The following is a 20396-nucleotide window of genomic DNA, read 5'->3' as shown; positions in this document are numbered from 1 at the left end:
GACGGGGCGCACGACGACAACGCGCGTGTGCTGCGGTACATGGCGAAGCTGACCATCAACCCGGCGATCGCGCACGGCCTGGCCCATGAGATCGGCTCGATCGAGGTGGGGAAGATGGCCGACGTCGTGCTGTGGCGGCCGGAGTTCTTCGGTGCCAAGCCGCAGATGGTCATCAAGAACGGTTTCCCCGCGTGGGGGGTCGTGGGCGATCCGAACGCCGCCACCGACACCTGTGAACCGCTGGTGCTGGGCCCGTTGTTCGGTGCACATGGGGCCGCGCCGGCGGAGCTGTCGGTGGCGTTCGTGGCCCGGGCGGCGGTCGATCTGGGCTCGGACCTGTTGCCGACCCGGCGCCGCCGGGTCGCCGTGCGCGGCACGCGGGGCATCGGCCCCGGAAACCTGCTGTTGAACTCCCGTGTCGGAGACGTCCAGGTCGACGGCCGGACGGGACTGGTGTCGCTGGACGGCGACCCGCTCCGCTCCGAACCGGCCGAATCCGTCTCCCTCAACCGCCTCTACTTCCTCTGACTCCTCCGAACCCCCTTCTCGGAGCCCTTCCGGCTCCCGCTTCCTTTTCTCCGAAGTCTTGACTGAAATTTCAGTTGGGGCCACGATCCTTCCCAGCGACCGAAAAGAGACCCCCGATGACCGCTTTTCGTATGCCCGCCGAGTGGTCCGAGCACGAGGGCTGCCTGATGGCCTGGCCCACCCGTGAGGACCTGTGGCACGACGTCCTGGACGCCGTGAAGGACGAGTACGCCGACGTCGCCCGCACCATCGCGCGCTTCGAACCCGTCACGATGGTCGCCCCTCCTGGCTTCGCCGAGGACGCCCGCGCCCACTGCGGCGACACCGTCACCGTCGTCGAACTGCCCCTCGACGACTCCTGGTTCCGGGACTCGGCGCCGCTCTTCGTCCTGGACGGCGACGGCCGCCGCGCCGGTGTCGACTTCCGCTTCAACGCCTGGGGCCGCAAGCACCACCCGTACGACTCCGACGACCGGATCAGCGCGCTGCTCCTGGACCACCTCGGGGTCGACCGGATCGCCTCCGGGATGATCCTGGAAGGCGGGGCGATCACGGTCGACGGCGAAGGCACCCTCATCACCACCGAGCAGTGCCTCCTCCACCCCAACCGCAACCCGGACATGACCCGGGAGGAGATCGAGGCCGAGCTCAAGGCGCAGCTCGGCGTCGAGAAGATCATCTGGCTCCCCTACGGCGGGCTGCTCGACACCGAGACCGACGGTCACGTCGACGGTGTCTGCGCGTTCGCAGCCCCCGGCAAGGTCGTCGTCTCGACGCCCGACGACCCCGAGCACCCCGACCACGCCCGGATGCGCGCCAACCGCGCCGTGCTCGAGGTCTCCACCGACGCCCGGGGCCGTGCTCTGGAGATCGTCGACGTACCCCAGACCGCGTTCGCCGAGGTCGCGGGCGGCCGGGTCGAGGTCTCGTACCTGAACTACTACGTCGCCAACGGCGGAGTCGTCGTACCGGTGGCCGGGGTGCCGCAGGACATGGCCGCCCTGGAGGTGATCGCCGCCGCGTACCCGAACCGCAAGGTCGTCGGCGTACGGGCCCCGGTCATCGCGTACGGCGGAGGCGGCGTCCACTGCATCACCCAGCAGATCCCGGCGGCCCGCCCCGCCGCGTAGTCCCCGACGGGCGCCACCCCCGGCGCGGCGCCCGTCGGCACCCCCTCAGCACCACCCTCCGCCTGCCGTACCGAAAGAGAGCGCGACGATGAGCACCGCACCGCCCCCGCCCCGCGTCCCGAGACGGCGCCCGCCGAGGACCGCCGTCGCGGCCCTCACCGTGGCCGCCGCCCTCACCGCCCTCGCGGCCTGCTCCGGCCCGCCCCGCGACGGGGCGGACGGATCCGGTGCCTCGTTCGCGCTGTCGGCCGGCACCCCCGAGCCCAAGGGGGACATCGACGCGTTCACCTGGGCGGTCTACGCGGAGCCGCCCACGCTCGACTACACGATGGCGTTCGACTACCCGCAGAACACCATCCTCTCCAACGTCTGCGAGAGCCTGATGCGCTGGACGCCCGGGCTCACGCTCGAACCCGGGCTCGCCGAGAAGGCGTCCAACCCCGACCCGACCACCTGGGTCTACGACCTGCGGCGCGGCGTGCGGTTCCACGACGGCGGGACCATGACGGCCGACGACGTCGTCTTCAGCCTCGGCCGGCAGACGGATCCGAAGAACGCCGCCGCCTGGGCGCAGAACTTCCAGAACGTCGCCTCCGTACGCAAGACCGGCCCGCTCCAGGTCACCGTGACCCTGAAGAAGCCCGACTCACAGTTCCCCCAGTACATGGCGACCGCCGCCGGTGTCGTCGCCTCCAGGAAGGGGGTCACCGCGGCCGGTGGCGACTACGGGACCAGCGGGGGTCTGGCCTGCACCGGCCCGTTCACGCTCGGCGCCTGGCAGAAGGGGCAGACCCTCGAACTGAACAGGTTCGACGGCTACTGGGGCACCCGGGCCAAGGCCGGCAAGGTCGTCTTCCGCTTCCTCACCGACCCCTCCGCCCGCACCAACGCCCTGCTCAGCGGCGAGGCCGACGGCGGATACCTGATCCCCACCGAGAGCTACGGCCGCCTCAAGGACAGCGGGGTCGGCACCCTCCACTTCGGTGAGGGCCTCAGCACCGTCAACCTCGGCATCACGAACATGAACGGCGCGCTCGGCGACGTACGCGTACGCCAGGCGCTCTCCCTCGCCCTGGACCGCTCCGGGTTCGTGAAGGCGGGCCTCGGCGGTGCGGGCACCGTCACCAGCTCGCTCACCACCCGCGCCGCATGGGCGGGAGCCTCACCGGAGGTGCGCGAGTCGGCCTTCGGCGGACTGCCGCCCACGAAGCGGGACGTCGAGCGGGCGAAGAAGCTCATCGAGGAGGCCGGCGCCCAGGGCAGGACCCTGACCGTCGCGACCAGCTCCATCGGGCAGGACGTCTCTCTCCTCGCCACCGCCGTCCAGGCCGCCGGCAGCGAGATCGGGCTGAACGTGAACCTCAAGTCCGTCGCCCCCAACGCCTTCACCGCCCTGTTCACCGACCCCGAGGCGCGCGAGGGCATCGACCTCTTCCCGGTCACCTACTACAACTCGGTCACCGACCCGCTCGACCTCCTGACGAACTTCAGGACCGGCGCGTACCTCAACTTCTCCGGATACAGCGACAAGCGGTACGACACCCTGGTCGAGCAGGCCACCGGCACCTACGACAAGGACCGGCGCCTGCGCGTCGAGAGCGAACTCCAGCGGCACGCCGCCGAGCAGCTGCCCTGGATCCCGGTCGCGGAGTGGCCCACCGCGGTCTTCCAGAACAAGCGGATCACCGGCGCCCCCACCACCATCGCGTACATGTACCACCCGTGGGCCGCCGGCATCGGCGCCACGGACCCGGGGGCCGCGCCGTGACCCTCGTCGACTTCGTCAGATTCGCCGCACGCCGGGTCGCCGAGATGGCGGCCACCCTCCTCGTCGCCTCGTTCGTCGTCTTCGGCGCCCTGTACCTGGCGCCCGGCAGTCCCGCGAGCTTCCTGCTCTCCGGCCGCTCCGCCTCGCCCGAGGCGCTCGCCGCCGTCAACGCCCGCTACCACCTCGACGACCCGTTCGCGGTGCGCTACCTGCGCTGGCTCGGCGACATGGTCCAGGGCGACTTCGGCCGCTCCCTCACCTACCGTACGGACGTATCCCGGCTCCTCGCCGACCGGCTGCCCACCTCGCTGCTGCTGATCACCATGGCGCTGGTCGTCGTCGTCATCGTGGGCCTCGTGCTCGGGCGGCTCGCGGCCGTGCGCGGCGGCACCGCCGACTCGGCCGTCCTCGTCACCACCGCCTTCGCGATCGGCACCCCCTCCTTCGTCGCCGCCGTCCTGCTCCAGGGCCTCTTCGCCGTCAACCTCGGCTGGTTCCCCAGCAGCGGCTCCGGCGACGGACTCCTCGACATGGTGTGGCACCTGACCCTGCCGGCCGTCGCCCTCGCGCTCTACCTGATCGGGATGCTCGCCCGCGTCACCCGCGCCGCCATGCTCGAAGCCCTCGACGGCGAACACGTCACCGTCGCCCGCAGCCGGGGCGTCCCCGAACGCCTGGTCATCCGCCGCCATGTGCTGCGCAACGCGCTCGGGACCGTGCTCACCACCGGCGGCCTCATCGTCTCCACGCTGCTGGTCTGCACGATCCTCGTGGAGACGGCCTTCAGCATCGGCGGCATCGGACAGCTCCTCGAACTGGCCACCACGACCAAGGACTTCCCGACGGTCCAGGCCGTCTCCCTGATCATCGTCGCCCTGTTCATGGCCGTGAACCTGATCGTCGACCTCCTGCTGCCGCTGGTCGACCCCCGGATCACCCTCGGGACGAGAGGGGCCGCCGCATGACCGCCGTCCTGACCCGGCGGCCGGGCCTCGCGAAACTCCGTGCCTCATCCGGCCGTTCGCCGCTCCACCTGGCATGCCTGACGCTCGTGGGACTCGTCGTCGCCGCCGCGCTGCTCGCGCCCTGGCTGGCGCCCCACGATCCCAACACCGTCGACCTGGGCGCCGCGCTCGCCGGACCCTCGGCCGGCCATCCGCTCGGTGCCGACACCGCGGGCCGCGACACCCTGTCCCGGCTTCTCCTCGGCGCCCGTACCTCCCTGCTCGGCCCCCTCGGCGTGGTCGCCGTCTCCACCCTCGTCGGGGTGGCCGTCGGCACCGCCGCGGCCTGGCGCGGCGGCCGGCTCGACTCCCTGCTCTCCCGCTCCACCGAACTCGTCTTCGCCTTCCCCGGGATGCTGCTGGCGATCCTGGTGGTGTCGGTGTACGGAGAGGGCCTGCTCGCCCCGGTCGCGGCGCTGGGCGTGGCGTACCTGCCGTACGTCAGCCGGCTCACCCGCTCCCTCGTCCTGGCCGAACGCGCCCGCCCGTACGTCAGCGCCCACCTGGTCCAGGGCCACTCCGGGCTCCAGATCTGCCTGCGTCACGTCCTGCCCAACATCGCCCCGGTCGTCCTCGCCCAGTCGACCATCAACTTCGGCTACGCCCTCATGGACCTGGCCGGCCTGTCCTTCCTCGGTCTCGGCGTGCCACCGCTCACGCCCGACTGGGGCCGCATGGTCTTCGACGGCCAGACCGCCATCCAGCACGGCTACCCGCTCTCCGCGATCCTGCCGTGCGTCCTCGTGGTGCTGACCGTCGTCGCGTTCAACGTGGTCGGCGAGCGCTGGGCCGACCGCGTGGCCAGGAGAGACCGATGACCACACCGCACACCGAGCAGCCCACCCCTCCGACCCCCACCCTGGACGTCCGCGGCCTGCGCCTCACACTCCCCGGCACCGCCCGCCCCGTCCTCGACGGCGTCCACCTCACCGTGGGACCCGGCGAGACCGTCGCGCTCGTCGGCGAGTCCGGCTCCGGGAAGTCCCTCACGTCACGCAGCGCCCTGGGCCTGCTGCCGCCGGGTGCCACCACCGAGGGCACCGTCCTCGTCGAGGGCCGGGACGTCCTCACCATGGGCGCCGAACGGCTGCGCGCCCTGCGCGCGGGCACCGTAGCGATGATCTTCCAGGACCCGCGGGCCACCCTCAACCCGCTGCGCCGCATCGGCGACTTCCTCACCGAGGGCGTCTGTGCCGCCGGAACCCTGGACCGGGCCACCGCCACCGTCCGCGCCACCGAACTCCTGCACGCCGTCGGCCTCGACGACACCGCCCTGCGCGCCTACCCGAGCCAGGTCTCCGGCGGCATGCTGCAGCGCGTCGTGATCGCCGCGGCGCTGATGGGCGATCCCGTGCTCCTCCTCGCCGACGAACCCACCACCGCGCTCGACGTCACCACCCAGGCCGAGGTGATCGCTCTGCTGGCCCGGCTGCGCCAGTCCTTCCGCACCGGCCTGCTCTTCGTCACCCACGACCTCGACCTCGCGGCGGCGATCAGCGACCGCGTGTACGTCATGTACGCCGGGCGGATCGCCGAGACCGGCCCCGCCGCCGCCCTCTTCGAGCGCCCACGCCACCCGTACACCGCGGCGCTGCTCGCCTCCACGCCCCGCCTCACCACCCCGGGCGGCAGGCTCTCCGCCATCCCCGGGCAGCCGCCCGACCTGCGGACCGCGACGGCCGGCTGCGCGTTCGCCGCCCGCTGCCCCCTCGCCACCGAGGTCTGCGAGCGGACGGCCCCCGAGCCGCTGCCCGCCCCCGGCCTGCCCGGACACCTCGCCGCCTGCCACCACAGCGAACGCCTCGCACGAGAAGGAGCGGTCATCGATGGCTGAACCCCTGCTGATGGCCGAACCCCCGCTGCCGGCCGAACCCCTGCTCCAGGTCCTCGACCTGAGCCGCACCTTCGGCGCCGTACGGGCCGTGGACGGCGTGTCGTTCACCCTGCCCGAGGGCCGCTCGCTCGGCATCGTCGGCGGCTCCGGCTCGGGCAAGACCACCACCGCCCGCATCGTCGTCGGTCTGGAGCGGGCCGACGCCGGAGAGGTACGGATCCGGGGCCGGGCCCGCCCCGGCCGGGTACGCGGCCGGGAAAAGCGCCTGGCCAGAGCCCGCGAGGTGCAGATGGTCTTCCAGGACCCGTATCTGTCCCTCGACCCCAGGACCAGCGTCGAACGGGTCCTCCGCGAGACGCTGCGCCTGCACTTCCCCGACCGGAACCCCGAGCCCCGCATCCGCGAACTCCTCGACCAGGTCGGCCTCGGCACCCGCGCAGCCGACGCGCTTCCGCGCCAGCTCTCCGGCGGTCAGCGCCAGCGTGTCGCCATCGCCCGCGCGCTCGCCGTGGAACCGGCCGTCCTCGTCCTCGACGAGGCGGTCGCCGCGCTCGACGTGTCCGTACAGGCCCAGATCCTCAACCTGCTCGCCGATATCCGCGAACAGACCCCGATCGGCTACCTCTTCATCACCCACGACCTCGGCGTGGTCCGGTGCGTCACCGACGAGGTCCTCGTCATGCGCCACGGCCGCGTCGTCGAGGCCGGCGCCACGGCCGACGTGCTCGCCGCGCCGCAACACCCGTACACCCGGCTGCTCCTGGACTCCGTCCCGCACCCCGGCTGGAACCCGCACGGGATCGCGACGGCCCGTCAGGAGCTGCCCGACACCGCAGGCACCCCCACACAGGAGGCATGAAATGACCCTGAACAGAGGCCTGAACCGGCGAGGATTCCTCGTCGCCGCCGGGGCGACCGCCGCCGGCGCCGCGCTCGCCATGACGACCCAGGACAGGGCCCGCGCCGTCGCGGGCGCCTACCGGGTCCCGATCGAGGACGTCCGCCACACCCGCACCTGGATGGCCTGGCCGGACAGCACCTCGATCTGGGGCAACAAGCTCGGCGGCGTCCAGACGGACATCGCCCTGATCGCCCGTACGATCGCGAAGTACGAGCCGGTCGTCATGTGCGCCAACTCCGGCAGTGCCGCCAGGGCCCGCTCGCTGTGCGGCTCCACGGTCACCGTCATCAGCTCCATCCCCGTCGACGACTGCTGGATGCGCGACAGCGGACCCGTCTTCCGTACGGACGGAGCCGGCGGCCTGGACGCCGTCGGCCTCAACTTCAACGGCTGGGGCAACAAGCAGGCCCACGCCAAGGACGCCCTCGTCGCCGAACGGATCGCCGCCTACGTGGGCGTCCCGTTCACCTCCGCCGACCTGGTCGGTGAGGGAGGCGCCATCGAACAGGACGGCGCCGGCACCCTGATGGCCACCCGCAGCAGTCTGGTGAACCGCAACCGCAACCCCGGGGTGTCGGAGCGCCGGCTGGAGACCGCGATGTGCGACGCGTACGGCGCCTCCAAGGTCATCTGGTTCGACGGCGTGCGCGGCCAGGACATCACCGACGACCACGTCGACGCCACGTCCCGCTTCCTCGCCCCCGGCGAGGCCCTCGTCCAGATGCCCCTCGCCTCCGACACCGACGCCTACGCCCGCGACGCGCGCCAGCAGTTCAGCATCCTGTCCGCCTCGACGACCGCCGCCGGCCACCCCATGGACGTGCTGCGCCTCCAGGGTCCGGACTACAACAAGATTCGTTCCACCAGCCGGGACTTCCTCGCCTCCTACGCCAACTACTACCTCTGCAACGGCGCCGTCATCAGCGCCCACTTCGGTGACACCCGCGCGGACCAGGGGGCCAGGGCGACCCTGGCCCGCCTCTACCCGGACCGTGTGATCGAGCAGCTCAACATCGACCGCCTCGGCACGGGCGGCGGCGGCATCCACTGCGTCACCCAGCAGCAGCCCGTCGCGTAACAGGGCACGAGGTCAGCGTGCGACGGCGTAGACGATCAGGTTGTCCACGGGGTGGCCGGCCGCGTCGAACGCGCCGTCGCACGTGATCAGCCGCAGGGTGCGCTCCCGGGTGGCGCCGTACACCTTCTCCGTCGGAAAGGCGTCCTTGCCGACGGTCTCGGTCCCGGTGACGGTGAAGCGCACGCTGCCGCCCCGGCTGTCGCGGACGTCGACGGCCGCCCCCTTGCGTATCCGCTTGAGGTCGTGGAACACGGCCCTGCCGAAGCGGGTGCCGTTGTGGCCGATGATCACCGCGGCGCCGGGCTCTCCCGGACGGGCGTTGCCGGTGTACCAGCCGGCCGTCATCCCCTTGTCCGGCGGCGGCACTTCGACCGTGCCGTCCGGGTTGAGGCCGAGCCTCATCAGCTCGCTGTCGATGCCGAGGGACGGGACGGACACGCGGACCGGGGCCGCCTTCGTCGCGGGGACCCGGGCCGGACCCGTGGAGTCCGTGGAGTCAGCGGAGTCGGGCCCGGGATCGCGGGCGGGGACGTGCGACGCCGTCGCCGCCGGGGGAGCGCTCCGGGCGCCCTCGGTCGCGCAGGCGCCGACGGTCGTGGTCAGGACGGCGCAGAGCAGCAGCGGCCGGGCGTACCGTCGCCGGGCCGGTGCTCGTCGGCCGGTGGTGCGGGTCATGAGGGCTCCCGTGGCGCGGAGCCGTGGTGCCGCCGTCGCCGACGGCACCACGGCGTGTCGGTCGTCAGTCGTTGCGGTGGGCGGTGCCCCGACGGCGCAGTACGACGGTGCCCGCGCCCGCGAGGAGCACCGCACCGGCGGCCGCCCCGGCGACGGCGGTGGCCGGGTTCCCGCCTTCCGGGCCGACGGGACGCTCACCTGCGGCGACACCGCCGCGCGGCGCCGCCACCTCGCCGGCCGTCCGGTCCGGGACAGGACGCGGTGTGCCGTCCGCGCGCTCACCGGCGGCGACACCGCCGCGCGGCGCCGCCACCTCGCCCGAGGTGCGGTCCGGGACGGGGCGCGGAGTGGCGGAGCCGGAGTCGCGGGGGGTGTCGGAGGCGCTCGCCGACGGGACGGCCCCCGGCTCCGACGGCGCCGCGGACGGCCTGTCGTCGGCGAACGCCGACGTCGAGGGCAGGAGCACCCCGCCGATCACGACGGTGGTGAAGGCGGCGGCGCGCAGGCTGCGACGGCGCCGGGACGGGCTGCGGTGGGACGGCATGGCTGTGGCTTCCCTTCGGTACAAGACGGCCGGCGCCCTCGCCTTTGATCCGCTCGGGCGCCCGGTGATCGCCATGCTCACGGGAACATGTCAGAAAGCTGTCAGGAGCCTGTGGCCTTGCCGTCAGACCTTCGCCGCGCGGCCCGCGTCCTCCCGCAGACCCGGCGGAAGGCGCAGCGTGAACGTCGAGCCCACGCCCTCCGTCGAGGCGGCGGTGGCCGAACCGCCGTGCGCCTCGGTGAGTTTGCGGACGATCGCCAGACCCAGACCGCTGCCGCCGGTACGCCGGCTGCGCGACCTCTCCGCGCGCCAGAACCGGTCGAACACGTACGGCAGATCGCCGGCGGCGACCCCACTGCCCGTGTCGGCGACCTCCACGACGACCTCCGCCACCGCCCCGTCGTGCGCACCACGGGCGGGCTCGCCGCCCGAGCCGGCCCCGCCGGCCCCGCCGACTCCGTACGCGCGCAGATCGACGCGACCGCCGCGCGGGGTGTGGCGGACCGCGTTCGAGACCAGGTTGCCGATGACCTGCCGCAGCCGTACGGGGTCCGCGGTCAGCTCGGGCGCCGGCTGGGGCGCCTCGACGACCAGGCTGACACCCGCGCGCTCGGCCTCCGCCTGGTGGGCGGCGGCGACCTGGCCGAGCAGCTCCGCCACGTCGACGGGCTCCCGGTGCAGCCGCAGCGCACCGGCGTCCGCCTGCGCGAGATCCTGCAGGTCGTCGATGATGTGCTGCAGCTGTACGGCCTCCTCCAGGAGCGAGGCGATCAGGGCCGGATCGGTGTCGGCCACCCCGTCCTGCGCGGCTTCCAGCCAGCCCCGGATGTTGCTCAGCGGCGTACGCAGCTCATGGGCGACGTCGCTGACCATCGCCTTGCGCTGGGCTTCGAGGCGCGCCCGATGCTCCGTCAGTTCGTTGAAGGCTGCGGTGAGTTGTCCGATCTCGTGGTCGGCGGGGACCGTGATGGGCGCGGCCTCGCCGCCCTCCTTCATCCGCTGGGCCGCGCCGGTCAGCGCGCGCAGCGGGCGGACGAGCCGGCGGCCCATGACGACCGAGACGCCGATGGTGAGCGCGAGGACGAGCGCCGCCGCCCCCGCGATCCGGGCCGTGTTCGCGGCGGAGAGGTCGAAGCCGGGGACGCTGCCCTTGTCGGGATCGCCGATGAAGAGCAGCGCCGGCTGGGCGACGTACGAACTCAGCTGCTCGCGTCGTGCCGTGTTCACGCACGAGCCGACGGCCTCGTCGGCCGAGCGGTCGATCTCGCTCGGCGCGGGAACCGGCATGGGAACGTCCGCGGGGGCGGCCGGCCGTCGGGGCCGCTCCTGCCAGGTCAGGTCCGCGTTCAGGGTGACGGCCGGACGGTCCTGGCGGCTCAGGCAGGCGTTGGCGAGCTTGGCCAGGGTTTCGAGGGCCCTGGCCTCGGTCGCCGTGGGGGTGTCGAGGCTGGTGGTGGAGCACTCGTCCGATGCCAGGAGCCCACTGGTGGCGGCGGAACGGCTGATGCGGGGGCGTCCTGACGGGCCTTCCGTCACGACGGCGTTCTCGCCGAGCCGCTGCAGACAGGCCGCCAGGCGATCCGCCCTGGCCCGCAGCTCACGGCGTTCCGAGGGCGGCAGCCGGAAGGGGCCGACGGCCCGCGTGTCGATCCGGTCGGTCGACGACGTGGCATCGCCCGGCCCCGCGCTCACGGCGCCGGAGAGCGCGCTGTCCACTGAGAGCGGATCGACGACCGCCGACGGCCGGGCGGGCAGCTGCGGTCCGGTGCCCCCGGCCGAGTCGGCGAGAGGGCCGCGGTCGTGGGTGGTGACGGCGATACGGCGCCCGAACCGCGACGCCAGTTCCTCCACCTCCCGGTCCACCCCGTCCCAACGGGGATGGGTCGCCGCATACCCGAGCAGGGCGTCGTAGATCCGGGCGTCGTCGGCCAGGGCCTGGCCCTGCTCCTGCTTCAGCGCCCCCGAGGTGGTCTGGGAGGCCAGCCACGCCGTCGCCGCGACCGAGCACGCCGCGACCAGGGCGAAGACCCCGAGGAAGCGCCCGAGCAGACTCTTGCGCAGGGGCAGCCGTGAGCGCGCCCCGCGGTCACGACGACGCACGCGGCGCGCCCTTCGCGGGGTCGGTCAGCTTGTAGCCGACGCCGAAGACGGTGAGCAGACGGGCCGGCGTACGAGGCTCGGGTTCCAGCTTCTTGCGCAGGTTCATGATGTGCATGTCCACGGTGCGATCGCTGACGTACCGGTCGAAGCCGTGCAGTTCCTCCAGGAGCCGCGGCCGTGTGAAGACCCTGTCGGGCTCGGCGGCCATGGCGGCGATGATCCGGAACTCACCGGGCGTGCACTCCACGGGCGAACCGTCGACGCTCACCTCGTGCCGGTCGGGGTCGACCCGCAGCGCGCCCACGCGCAGAACCCGCCCGTCGTCGGCGCCGGGCACCCCGGCCCGGCCGGTGCGGCGCAGCAGGGTCCGTACGCGCGCCATCAGCTCGCGCGGGCTGTAGGGCTTGGTCATGTAGTCGTCCGCGCCGAGGTCGAGTCCGAGCAGCAGGTCGTCCTCCGTGGACCGGGCGGTGAGCATCAGCACGGGCAGCTCCCTGGCCTCGCCGCGCAGCACCCGTACGACGTCGAGGCCGTCGGTGCGCGGCATCATCACGTCGAGGACCAGCAGATCGGGCTCCCGCTCCCGGACCCGGTCCAACGCCGCCCGCCCGTCGGCCACGACCGTGACCGAGTGTCCTTCGCGTTCGAGATAGCGCCGGACCAGCTCAGCCTGCTTCTCGTCGTCCTCTGCAACCATCACGTCAGCGCACACGCGGCCGATCGTAGGCGATCCGTGCGAAGGCCCGGCCGGGCCGTGGGCGGCCGAGCGCGCTAGCTGCCGGTCAGGGGCAGTACGGGAAAGGCGTGGTCCTGCCAGATCAGGCGGGAGGGTTCCTCCGGGTAGGCGGTGACGGCGGGACTCGTGTCGAAGAGCCGGACGAGTCGCTGCTCGGTGTCGTACGGGGGCCAGCCGGGGTCGCCGTGGGCGGCGAACGCCGTCCACGCCGCGCGCATGCGGGCGGACAGGGCCTCGGCCTCCGGCGAGGGTGCCTCACCGATCAGCATGGCCGGCCGGCCCCGGTCCAGGTTGCCGAAGACCAGCGGAACGTCGAGTCCGTGGCAGGCGCCGAGGGCGCCGCCCATGCCCGGGGCGGACCAGGTCAGCTCGTAGACGTGGGAGCGGCCGCCGGCGGCCGTGTGCGCCTGGGCGAGGTGCAGCGACGGCATGCGGAACAGCCAGTCGGAGTGCACCCGTTCGTACAGCCCCTCGGCGTCCGCCGCCGGAAAGGCGTCGCGATACCGGCGAGGACCGTCCGGGCCCGGGGCGAGGAGACGGAGGGCGGCCGCCGCCCGGTCCTCGCCCACCTCGCCGAGCAGTCCGTCGATCGCCGTGAAGAGACGCTGCTCGTCGCGGGTGTGGCCGACGAGGAGTTCGACGTCGAGGGCGGCGCCCCCGGACAGGGCCTGCCACGGTGTGACGGGGAGGATGTCGCCGTCGACGACGGGCGAGAAGGGGATCGTCCGGTACGCGGGCCGCCCCCAGCGCTCGGTCCGACGGTCCATCGTGGCGGCGAGCGCGTCACTCGCGGCGGGCAACCGGTGGGGCGGAACGCCCGACAGGTCGGTCACCGTGGGGCGCAGCCCCAGTTCGGCGGCGTTGACGGCGGCGATGTCCGCGGCGAGCTCGGGCGAGAAGAACGTGCCCTGCGCACTCTGGGCGACGGCCCGGCGGAAGAGCCCCGCCGCCCGGTCCATCGCCAGCAGTGCGGCGACCGACCCCCCGCCCGCCGACTGGCCGAAGACCGTGACCCGCCCGGGGTCGCCGCCGAAGGCCCGGATGTTGTCCCGCACCCATTCCAGAGCGGCGACCTGATCGAGCAGCCCCCGGTTGGGCGGAGCCCCCTCGATCTGCCCGAAGCCCTCCATGCCGACGCGGTAGTTGAAGGTCACGACGACCACGTCGCCGTCCCGGGCGAGGCGGCCGCCGTCGTACTCGGGGAGTCCGGACATGCCGAACACGTAGGCGCCGCCCTGGATCCACACCATCACCGGCAGACCGGCACCCGGAGTCGGCTCGGGCGACCAGACGTTGACCGTCAGCCAGTCGTCGCCCTGCGCGTCCCCCGCCAGCGCGTCCATGCCGAAGACGCCCGCCTGCGGAGGCGGCGGACCGTACGAGAGCGCCTCCCGCACCCCGCTCCAGGCCCGCGCCGGCCGCGGCGCGGCGAACCGCAGTGCGCCGACCGGGGGCTCGGCGAACGGGACGCCCAGGAAGACGGCCACTCCCGCCTCGCGCCTGCCGCGCAGCACTCCGCCCGCCGCACGGACTTCGGGCCGGGAACCCGACGACTCCGACGGTCCGGACGCGGCATCGGTCATCGGGACTACCCCCAGCCGGGTGGAGCGGGCTCGCGTGGAGCACGGACCCTTCCCATGATCCGCCGGGTCCCGATGCCTCGCCAATCATTTACGGCAGTAGCCTGCGAGTCGGCCGGGGACCGCCTCGGCGCGCTCGTACGAGGCGAAGGACGGGGGCTTCCCATGGCCGGCAGGGCCCGCACGCTCGCTCAGGTCTACCGGCACTTCGGTGAGACCGACGCCGCCAGGACATCGCCGCTGTACGCGCGCGTCGCCGTCGCCCTCGGCGAGTCCGGGGAAGCCCTGCGCGCCGTCGAGGCTGCGCCCGCGCGCAGGCGGAGCCCCGCGGTGATCCTCGCCGCCCTGCACGACCTCGCCCTCGCCGGGCTCGCCCCGGCGCTCGCCGCGGCCTACGCCGCCGCGGACCGCGACGCCGCCGCCGAGGCGGCGATCGACACGCTGGTGCGCATGACCGACCAAGTCGTGGCCGCCGCCACGCGCCGGCAGCCGAAGCCCGACGAGACCGGACGCGGCGCCGTGCTGTACCCGGCCGTGGCCGAGGCGGCGCGCCGGGCGGGCGCGCATGCGGTGGGACTGATCGACGTGGGCTGCTCGGCCGGGCTGAACCTCACGGTCGACCGCGCGGACATCAGGTACGGCAACGGACAGTCGCTGGGCGACCCGTCGTCTCCCGTACGGCTGTCGGCGTCGGTCGTGGGTGACCGGCCCCTCCCGACGCGGGCGATGCCCGAGGTCGTGGCCCGGATCGGCATCGACGCCGACCCGGCCGACGTCACGGACGCCGATGACGCCCGATGGCTGCGCGCCTGTGTGCCGCCGGACCGGCCGGAGCGGATGGCGGGGCTTGAGGCGGAGATGACCCTGGCGGCGGCGACCCCTCCGATGCTCCTGCGCGGCGACGCGATCGAGCTGATGCCCGACGCCTTCGCCCGCGTGCCCGCGGACGCGCTGCCCGTCGTCACCACGACGTGGGCGCTGTCGCGCTACCCGCTCGACAGCCGCCTGCGCTTCCTGCACCGACTCGACGAGGCGGCGGCGGACCGACCGGTCGCCTGGGTGTCGGCGGAGGGGGTGGGCGTCGCGCCCGCGATCCCCACGCTCGGCGACCGCCGCGCCTCGGGCCACAGCATCATCGGCCTGGCGCTGTTCGAAGGGGCGGCCCTGCGCGCCGAGGCCGTCGGACGCTGCTGGTCGCAGGGGCGCCTGCTGGCGTGGCTGGCGGAGTCCTAGGGTCTGCGAGGAGCGCCGCCGGCAGCCCCGGCGGGTGGCGCGGGCCCGCAGAGCGTGTGCGGGTGCGTGCGGGTGCGTGCGGGGGCGGCCTGAACACGCCTCCGTCGAACCGCAGTTCCCTACACTTGGTCATGCGCCTGACAGCGGGGGCGCTGCACCACTCCCACGAACGGACACACCCGAAGGGGGCGATCGGCGCATGACCAGGCCTGAGAGCGCGGGACACGACTACGACGTCGTCATCAGCGGAGCCAGTCTCGCCGGCAGCGCGGCGGCGACCCTGCTGGCCCGGCGCGGCGCCCGCGTCGCGCTGCTGGAACGCCGCTCGGACCCCGAGGCGTACAAGGTGCTGTGCACCCACTCCGTCACCGCCTGCGCGTACCCGGTACTGGACGAACTCGGCCTCGTCCCCGCCCTGGAGAAGGCGGGGGCCGTCCGCAACGAGGCCCGCTGGTACACCCGCTGGGGCTGGATCGAGCCGAGGGCGGCGCCCGCGGGCCCCGAGCTGCCGTACGCGTACAACATCCGGCGCAGCGTCCTCGATCCGCTGATCAGGTCGAACGCCGCCGAGACGCCCGGCGTCGACCTGCTCCTCGGCCACCGTGTCACCGGGCTCGTCACGGAGGCCGGGCGGACCGTGGGGGTGCGCGCGACGACGACGGAGGGCGAGCGCGAGATCAGGGCCCGTCTGGTCGTCGGCGCCGACGGCAAGGACTCGGCCGTGGCGAAGTTCGCCGGGGTGCCCGACCGGGAGCACGAGAACGCGCGGTTCGGCTACCTCGCGCACTTCCGCGACCTTCCGCTGCACGGCGGAATCGGTCAGACCTGGTTCCTCGAACCCGACATGGCGTACGCGTTCCCCAACGACGACGGGGTGACGGTCCTCGCCGTGCTCCCGGACAAGAAGCGGCTGCCGGCCTTCAGGGAGGACCTGGAGGGCAGCTTCCTCGACTTCGTACGCGCCCTGCCCGAGGCACCGCCCATCGACTCCGCCGAGCGTGTCTCGAAGTTCATCGGCCTGGTCGACTACCCGCTCCACAGCCGGAAGCCGACCGCGCCGGGCCTCGCGCTCATCGGCGACGCCGCCCTGACCGGCGATCCGCTGTGGGGTGTGGGATGCGGCTGGGCCCTGCAGTCCGCGCAATGGCTGGCCGAGGCGGTCGCCCCGGCGGCGACCGGCCGGGCGGACCTCGACAAGGCGCTCGCGGTGTACGCCCGCCGGCACGGACGCCGGCTGCGCGGTCACCAGTTCCTGGGCGCCGATTTCGCCAAGGCCCGTCCCTTCAACCCCCTGGAGCGGCTGATGTTCTCGGCGGCGGCGCGCGACGAGTCGGTGGCGCGGCACCTGCATCTGTTCGGCAACCGCCTGATCGGCCCCCTGCGGTTCCTGAACCCCCTGGCCGTGGCAAAGGCCTCGGCCGTGAACATCAGGCACCGCAGGGCAGTGGGGGCATCCGCACGCTGACCGGCGGTCCTGGCCGGAGCGGCGCGGCGCCCCGCTCCGGCCCGGCGCCCCGCTCCGGCGCCCCGCTCCGGCCGGGCGCCCCGCTCCGGCGCCCCGCTCCGGCCGGGCGCCCCGCTCCGGCGCCCCGCTCCGGCCGGGAGCCGACTGCGCCCGCTACAGGTCGAGCTGGTATTCGTGGGCCACGTGCGTCGGCAGGTAGCCGAGCGCGTCGTTGACGTGGCGCATGTACGGGTTGTTGTCGGCGGTGTCGGTGAGCAGGCCGCCGAGTCCGGGGTGGCGCTCGCGGGCCTCGATGATCGCGGCGGCCTTCATCCGGCGGGCCAGTCCGTGGCCCCGGTGGCCGGGCAGGACGGCCGTGCCGTAGTGCTGGGCGTCGCCGGTGCCGCTGCCGGGGACCACGAGTTCGGTGAAGCCGACGACGGAGCCGTCCGACCGGTCGACCGCGGCGACGGTGTGCAGGATCTCCCCGCGCGCCGCGACGGCCGCGGCCGCCGCCCGCATCCGCTCGACGTCCCAGACCACCGTGCCGTAGTCGACGGCGCCCATCGGCATGTCGTCCATCGCGCGGCGTGAGGTCACGTAGGTGTCGGCGAGCTCGTCGGGCACCTGCCCTTCCCACGCCGTCAACCGGTAGCCCTCGTCGTGCGGAGCTTCGGCGAGCGCGGTCAGGGCGGGGAGGTCCGCGTCGGCCAGGGCGAGCCGGGCGTAGGTCAGGCTCAGGGCGATCCGGAACCCGCGGGCGGCCAGGAAGGCGTGACCGGAACCACCCTCCTCCGCCTGGGCGATGACGCTGCGCCGCCCGTCCTCACGGGCTGCCGCCACGGCAGCCGCGAGCAGTTGGGAGCCGGCGTGCCTGCGCCGCTCGGCGGGGTGGACCTGAAGGTCCAGTTCGGCGAGGTGACGCTGGCCCTCCTTGGTGAACAGGCGGAGGAACGCGGATCCGACGGGTCTGCCGTCGGCGTCCGACGCCAGCCAGGCCAGACGGCGGCTGGAGGAGGTCTCTTCGGGGTCGGTCAGGGCGGTGATGCGGACGGACAAGCTGTCTCCGATGCTGGGGTCCGGCACGACACGGCTGTTGGGGGCAGAGTACGGACGACTCGTCACCGTGCCCGCGGCGGGGCCTCAGTCCTGGGAGGGGATGTCCAGGGCGGTCCCGTACAGACGGGAGACCTGGATCCTGATGGTCACGCGCCGGTCGGGCAGCGGCTGCTCGCCCGGGGCCGCCGCGTCGGCCGGGTCGAGGATCTCCGCCATGCCCTCCGCCACGGCGAACGACCAGACGTCCGGACCGCTGACGTGCAGCGAGGCGTGCGGATCGCGGCGCAGCTGGCGGACCTTGAGGCGGTCGGCGGTGGAGGAGACGCGCAGGACGCGCTCCTCGGCGTTCCAGTCGTAGAGGACGGTCGACAGGTGAGGGTGACCGGTGCCGCGAACGCTCGCGAGGACGCCGAACCGCTGCTGCCGCAACAGCTCCGAGAGCTCCTGATCGCCGAGTACCCGCGGTGCCGGGCCATCGTTCCGTGTGGTGCCGGTGGTGTTCTCGGTGGCGGTCTGCGGGCTCATGGGGATCAGCCTTCCGGTGGTCGGGGACGGGCGGGACGCGACGGCCCGGACATCTGCCGTTCGGGCTCACAGGAGAGACCGTAGCAGATGGTTTTGTTGCAGACTATTAGTTTCGGATCTACTGCTGAGTGCTCCGGGACCGGGTCCGGGTGCGGAACGTGCGGCGGTAGGTGTCCGGCGGGACGCCGACCGTACGGGCGAAGTGGCGGCGCAGGGTGGTGGCGGTGCCCATCCCGGTCGCCGTCGCGATCGTGTCGACGGTGTCGTCGGTGGTCTCCAGCAACTCCTGCGCATGCCGGATGCGTTGGGTGAGCAGCCACTGCAGGGGAGTGGTGCCGGTGACCGATCTGAAGTGGCGCCCCAGGTGGCGCGAGCTCATCCCGGCCTGACGGGCCAGGTCCTCCACGCTGAGCGCCTGGTCGAGGCGCTGCAGCACCCAGGGGAGCAGACCGGCCAGCGGATGGTTGCCGGGGGCGGGTACGGGAGTGGTCACGAACTGGGCCTGGCCGCCGTCACGGTGCGGAGGGACGACCAGGCGCCGGGCGATCGTGTTGGCCACGGCCGAGCCGTGGTCGAGGCGCACCAGGTGCAGGCACAGGTCCATGGCGGCGGCCTTGCCCGCGGAGGTGAGCACGCTCCCGTTGTCCACGTAGAGGACATCGGGATCCACCGTGACCTGGGGGTGGCGTCTGATCAGCTCCTCGGTGTGCGCCCAGTGCGTGGTCGCGACCCGGTCGTCGAGGAGGCCGGCTGCGGCGAGCACGAAGGCGCCCGTGCACAGAGAGGCCACGCGGGCTCCCGCCTCGTGGGCCGCCCGGACGGCGTCGACCAGTTCGGCCGGCGGGTCCTGGTCGACGTCCGCCCAGCCGGGGACGATCACGGTGTCCGCTCGTCGGAGGTGGTCGAGCCCGTGGTCGGGGTCCAGCCGGAACCGGCCGACCTGGACGGCGCTCGGACCGCAGAGCGCGAAGTCGTACCAGGGGTCGACGATGTGGGTCAGATCGGCGCCGAAGACCTCCGTCGCCAGGGACAGTTCGAAGTGGAGCATGCCGTCGGTGATGGCCAGGGCAACAGTGGTCACGTCTGGAAGTGTACGGGTCATGTCGTTCCGGACACTCGTGGGAAGGGCTGCTCCACGCCAGGATCTTCATGACGGAGCGCGGCGGACCACACGGATCCGCGGCGCGGCACTCGGCGCGGAGGAGCGGGTTCATGGGATCGGGGCAGAGGGTTGCGGTGTTCGGCGCGTACGGGCACACCGGCCGGTTCGTGGTGGCGGAGCTGGTGGAGCGGGGCTTCGTCCCCGTGCTGTCCGGCCGTGACGCCGGCAGGCTGAAGACGCTGGCGGACGGGACCGGTCTGGACGCCCGCCCGGCGACCGTGGACGACCCGGACTCGCTCGACCGGGCGCTGGCCGGTACGGCCGCCGTCATCAACTGCGCCGGGCCCTTCGCCTCGACGACCGCCCCCGTGATCGAAGCGGCCCTCCGGGCCGGGATCCCGTACCTGGACGTGGCTGCCGAACTGGAGGCCAACCTCGACACGTTCGCCCAGTACGCCGACCGGGCACGGGACGCCGGCGCGGTCGTCGTCCCCGCGATGGCCTTCTTCGGCGGCCTCGGCGACCTGCTGGCCACCGCCGCCCTGCGCGACTGGAGCAACGCCGACGAGGTGCACATCGCCTACGGCCTGAGCAGCTGGCACCCCACCGCGGGGACGCGGCTCTCGGGCGCGGTCTCCCGGGAGCGGCGCGGTGAGCGACGCCTGCGCTACACCGGCGGACAGTGGGAGTACCGTACCGACGCCCCGCCCGCCCTCACCTGGCCCTTCCCGCCGCCGATGGGCCCTCGGCCCGTGATCGGGGAGTTCACGATGGCCGACGTGGTGACCGTGCCCAGCCACCTCTCCGTCCCCGAGGTCACGACCTACATGACGGCCAACGCCGTCCAGGACATCGCGGCCCCCGGCACGCCGGCGCCGGCCGCCGCCGACGCGAGCGGGCGGTCCGACCAGACCTTCCTCGTCGACGCGCTTGTACGGCGCGGCGGCGCGGAGCGGCGGGCGGTGGCCCACGGCCGGGACATCTACGCCGTCACGGCGCCCCTCGTCGTCGAAGCCCTCGAACGCGTCCTCGCCGGCCGCATCCGCACCGTCGGCGTCGCCGCCGCCGGCGCGATCTTCGACGCTCCCGACTTCCTGCGCGCCCTCTCCCCGCACGTCACGTTCGAACTGCTCCCGTAGCGACGCGACCCCGACG

The 20396-nt window shown here is 73.4% G+C and carries 19 protein-coding genes; 11 read left to right on the top strand and 8 right to left on the bottom strand.

Annotation, left to right across the window (positions count from 1 at the left end):
* The 8 genes from ACFVGW_RS03340 to ACFVGW_RS03305 form a co-directional block, all read left to right on the top strand.
* The coding region (locus tag ACFVGW_RS03340) for an amidohydrolase family protein (protein WP_385850535.1) at nt 1–528 on the top strand (528 nt) is incomplete at its 5' end.
* A gap of 116 nt (nt 529–644) precedes the next feature.
* Nucleotides 645–1658 (top strand): agmatine/peptidylarginine deiminase, encoded by a 1014-nt coding sequence (locus ACFVGW_RS03335; protein ID WP_385850534.1) that lies wholly within the window; start codon nt 645–647, stop codon nt 1656–1658.
* A gap of 88 nt (nt 1659–1746) precedes the next feature.
* The gene (locus ACFVGW_RS03330; protein WP_385850533.1) at nt 1747–3426 is read left to right on the top strand and encodes an ABC transporter substrate-binding protein; all 1680 of its coding nucleotides are present in this window, start codon (nt 1747–1749) and stop codon (nt 3424–3426) included.
* Nucleotides 3423–4391, top strand: coding sequence for an ABC transporter permease (locus tag ACFVGW_RS03325; protein WP_385850532.1), 969 nt, complete (start codon nt 3423–3425; stop codon nt 4389–4391). Before ACFVGW_RS03330 ends, ACFVGW_RS03325 begins: the two co-directional genes overlap by 4 nt.
* Nucleotides 4388–5248 (top strand): ABC transporter permease, encoded by an 861-nt coding sequence (locus ACFVGW_RS03320; RefSeq protein WP_385850531.1) that lies wholly within the window; start codon nt 4388–4390, stop codon nt 5246–5248. The genes ACFVGW_RS03325 and ACFVGW_RS03320 overlap by 4 nt, the downstream gene beginning before the upstream one ends.
* Entirely contained in the window at nt 5245–6264 is a 1020-nt protein-coding gene (locus ACFVGW_RS03315; protein WP_385850530.1) for an ABC transporter ATP-binding protein, read from the top strand. Before ACFVGW_RS03320 ends, ACFVGW_RS03315 begins: the two co-directional genes overlap by 4 nt.
* Nucleotides 6257–7123: an ABC transporter ATP-binding protein gene (locus tag ACFVGW_RS03310; protein ID WP_385850529.1), complete on the top strand. Its 867-nt coding sequence runs from the start codon at nt 6257–6259 to the stop codon at nt 7121–7123. Before ACFVGW_RS03315 ends, ACFVGW_RS03310 begins: the two co-directional genes overlap by 8 nt.
* Nucleotide 7124: 1 nt before the next feature.
* On the top strand, nt 7125–8243 hold the full coding sequence (locus ACFVGW_RS03305; protein ID WP_385850528.1) for an agmatine/peptidylarginine deiminase: 1119 nt from the start codon (nt 7125–7127) through the stop codon (nt 8241–8243).
* 12 nt (nt 8244–8255) lie between these two features.
* On the opposite strand, the gene ACFVGW_RS03300 is transcribed toward ACFVGW_RS03305, so the two are convergent.
* The 5 genes from ACFVGW_RS03300 to ACFVGW_RS03280 form a co-directional block, all read right to left on the bottom strand.
* Complete coding sequence (locus ACFVGW_RS03300; RefSeq protein WP_385850527.1) at nt 8256–8918, bottom strand: class F sortase; 663 nt, start codon at nt 8916–8918, stop codon at nt 8256–8258.
* A 64-nt stretch (nt 8919–8982) separates the two neighbouring features.
* Nucleotides 8983–9462: a hypothetical protein gene (locus ACFVGW_RS03295; protein ID WP_385850526.1), complete on the bottom strand. Its 480-nt coding sequence runs from the start codon at nt 9460–9462 to the stop codon at nt 8983–8985.
* Between the two features lie 123 nt (nt 9463–9585).
* On the bottom strand, nt 9586–11562 hold the full coding sequence (locus ACFVGW_RS03290) for a sensor histidine kinase (protein WP_385850525.1): 1977 nt from the start codon (nt 11560–11562) through the stop codon (nt 9586–9588).
* Nucleotides 11549–12259, bottom strand: coding sequence for a response regulator transcription factor (locus ACFVGW_RS03285; protein ID WP_385850524.1), 711 nt, complete (start codon nt 12257–12259; stop codon nt 11549–11551). Before ACFVGW_RS03285 ends, ACFVGW_RS03290 begins: the two co-directional genes overlap by 14 nt.
* Before the next feature lie 74 nt (nt 12260–12333).
* Nucleotides 12334–13881 carry a carboxylesterase/lipase family protein gene (locus ACFVGW_RS03280; protein ID WP_385850523.1) on the bottom strand — a complete coding sequence of 516 codons (1548 nt, stop codon included), beginning with the start codon at nt 13879–13881 and terminating at the stop codon, nt 12334–12336.
* A gap of 162 nt (nt 13882–14043) precedes the next feature.
* On the opposite strand from ACFVGW_RS03280, the gene ACFVGW_RS03275 reads away from it, so the two are divergent.
* Nucleotides 14044–15111, top strand: coding sequence for a DUF2332 domain-containing protein (locus ACFVGW_RS03275; protein WP_385850522.1), 1068 nt, complete (start codon nt 14044–14046; stop codon nt 15109–15111).
* Between the two features lie 199 nt (nt 15112–15310).
* Nucleotides 15311–16576 (top strand): NAD(P)/FAD-dependent oxidoreductase, encoded by a 1266-nt coding sequence (locus tag ACFVGW_RS03270; RefSeq protein WP_385850521.1) that lies wholly within the window; start codon nt 15311–15313, stop codon nt 16574–16576.
* Between the two features lie 153 nt (nt 16577–16729).
* Here the strand turns inward: ACFVGW_RS03270 and ACFVGW_RS03265 are convergent, their stop codons facing one another.
* The 3 genes from ACFVGW_RS03265 to ACFVGW_RS03255 form a co-directional block, all read right to left on the bottom strand.
* Complete coding sequence (locus ACFVGW_RS03265; RefSeq protein ID WP_385850520.1) at nt 16730–17614, bottom strand: GNAT family N-acetyltransferase; 885 nt, start codon at nt 17612–17614, stop codon at nt 16730–16732.
* An 84-nt stretch (nt 17615–17698) separates the two neighbouring features.
* Nucleotides 17699–18139 (bottom strand): pyridoxamine 5'-phosphate oxidase family protein, encoded by a 441-nt coding sequence (locus ACFVGW_RS03260; RefSeq protein WP_385850519.1) that lies wholly within the window; start codon nt 18137–18139, stop codon nt 17699–17701.
* A gap of 118 nt (nt 18140–18257) precedes the next feature.
* Nucleotides 18258–19220 (bottom strand): helix-turn-helix domain-containing protein, encoded by a 963-nt coding sequence (locus ACFVGW_RS03255; RefSeq protein WP_385850518.1) that lies wholly within the window; start codon nt 19218–19220, stop codon nt 18258–18260.
* A gap of 131 nt (nt 19221–19351) precedes the next feature.
* Between ACFVGW_RS03255 and ACFVGW_RS03250 the strand changes: the two genes are divergently transcribed.
* Entirely contained in the window at nt 19352–20380 is a 1029-nt protein-coding gene (locus ACFVGW_RS03250) for a saccharopine dehydrogenase family protein (protein WP_385850517.1), read from the top strand.
* The last annotated feature ends 16 nt before the right edge of the window (nt 20381–20396 follow it).

This window comes from Streptomyces sp. NPDC127129 (assembly GCF_042671585.1).
Lineage (GTDB): Bacteria > Actinomycetota > Actinomycetes > Streptomycetales > Streptomycetaceae > Streptomyces.
Note: the sequence above shows the minus strand (reverse complement) of the source record. Positions and strands in the feature narration are given on the sequence as shown.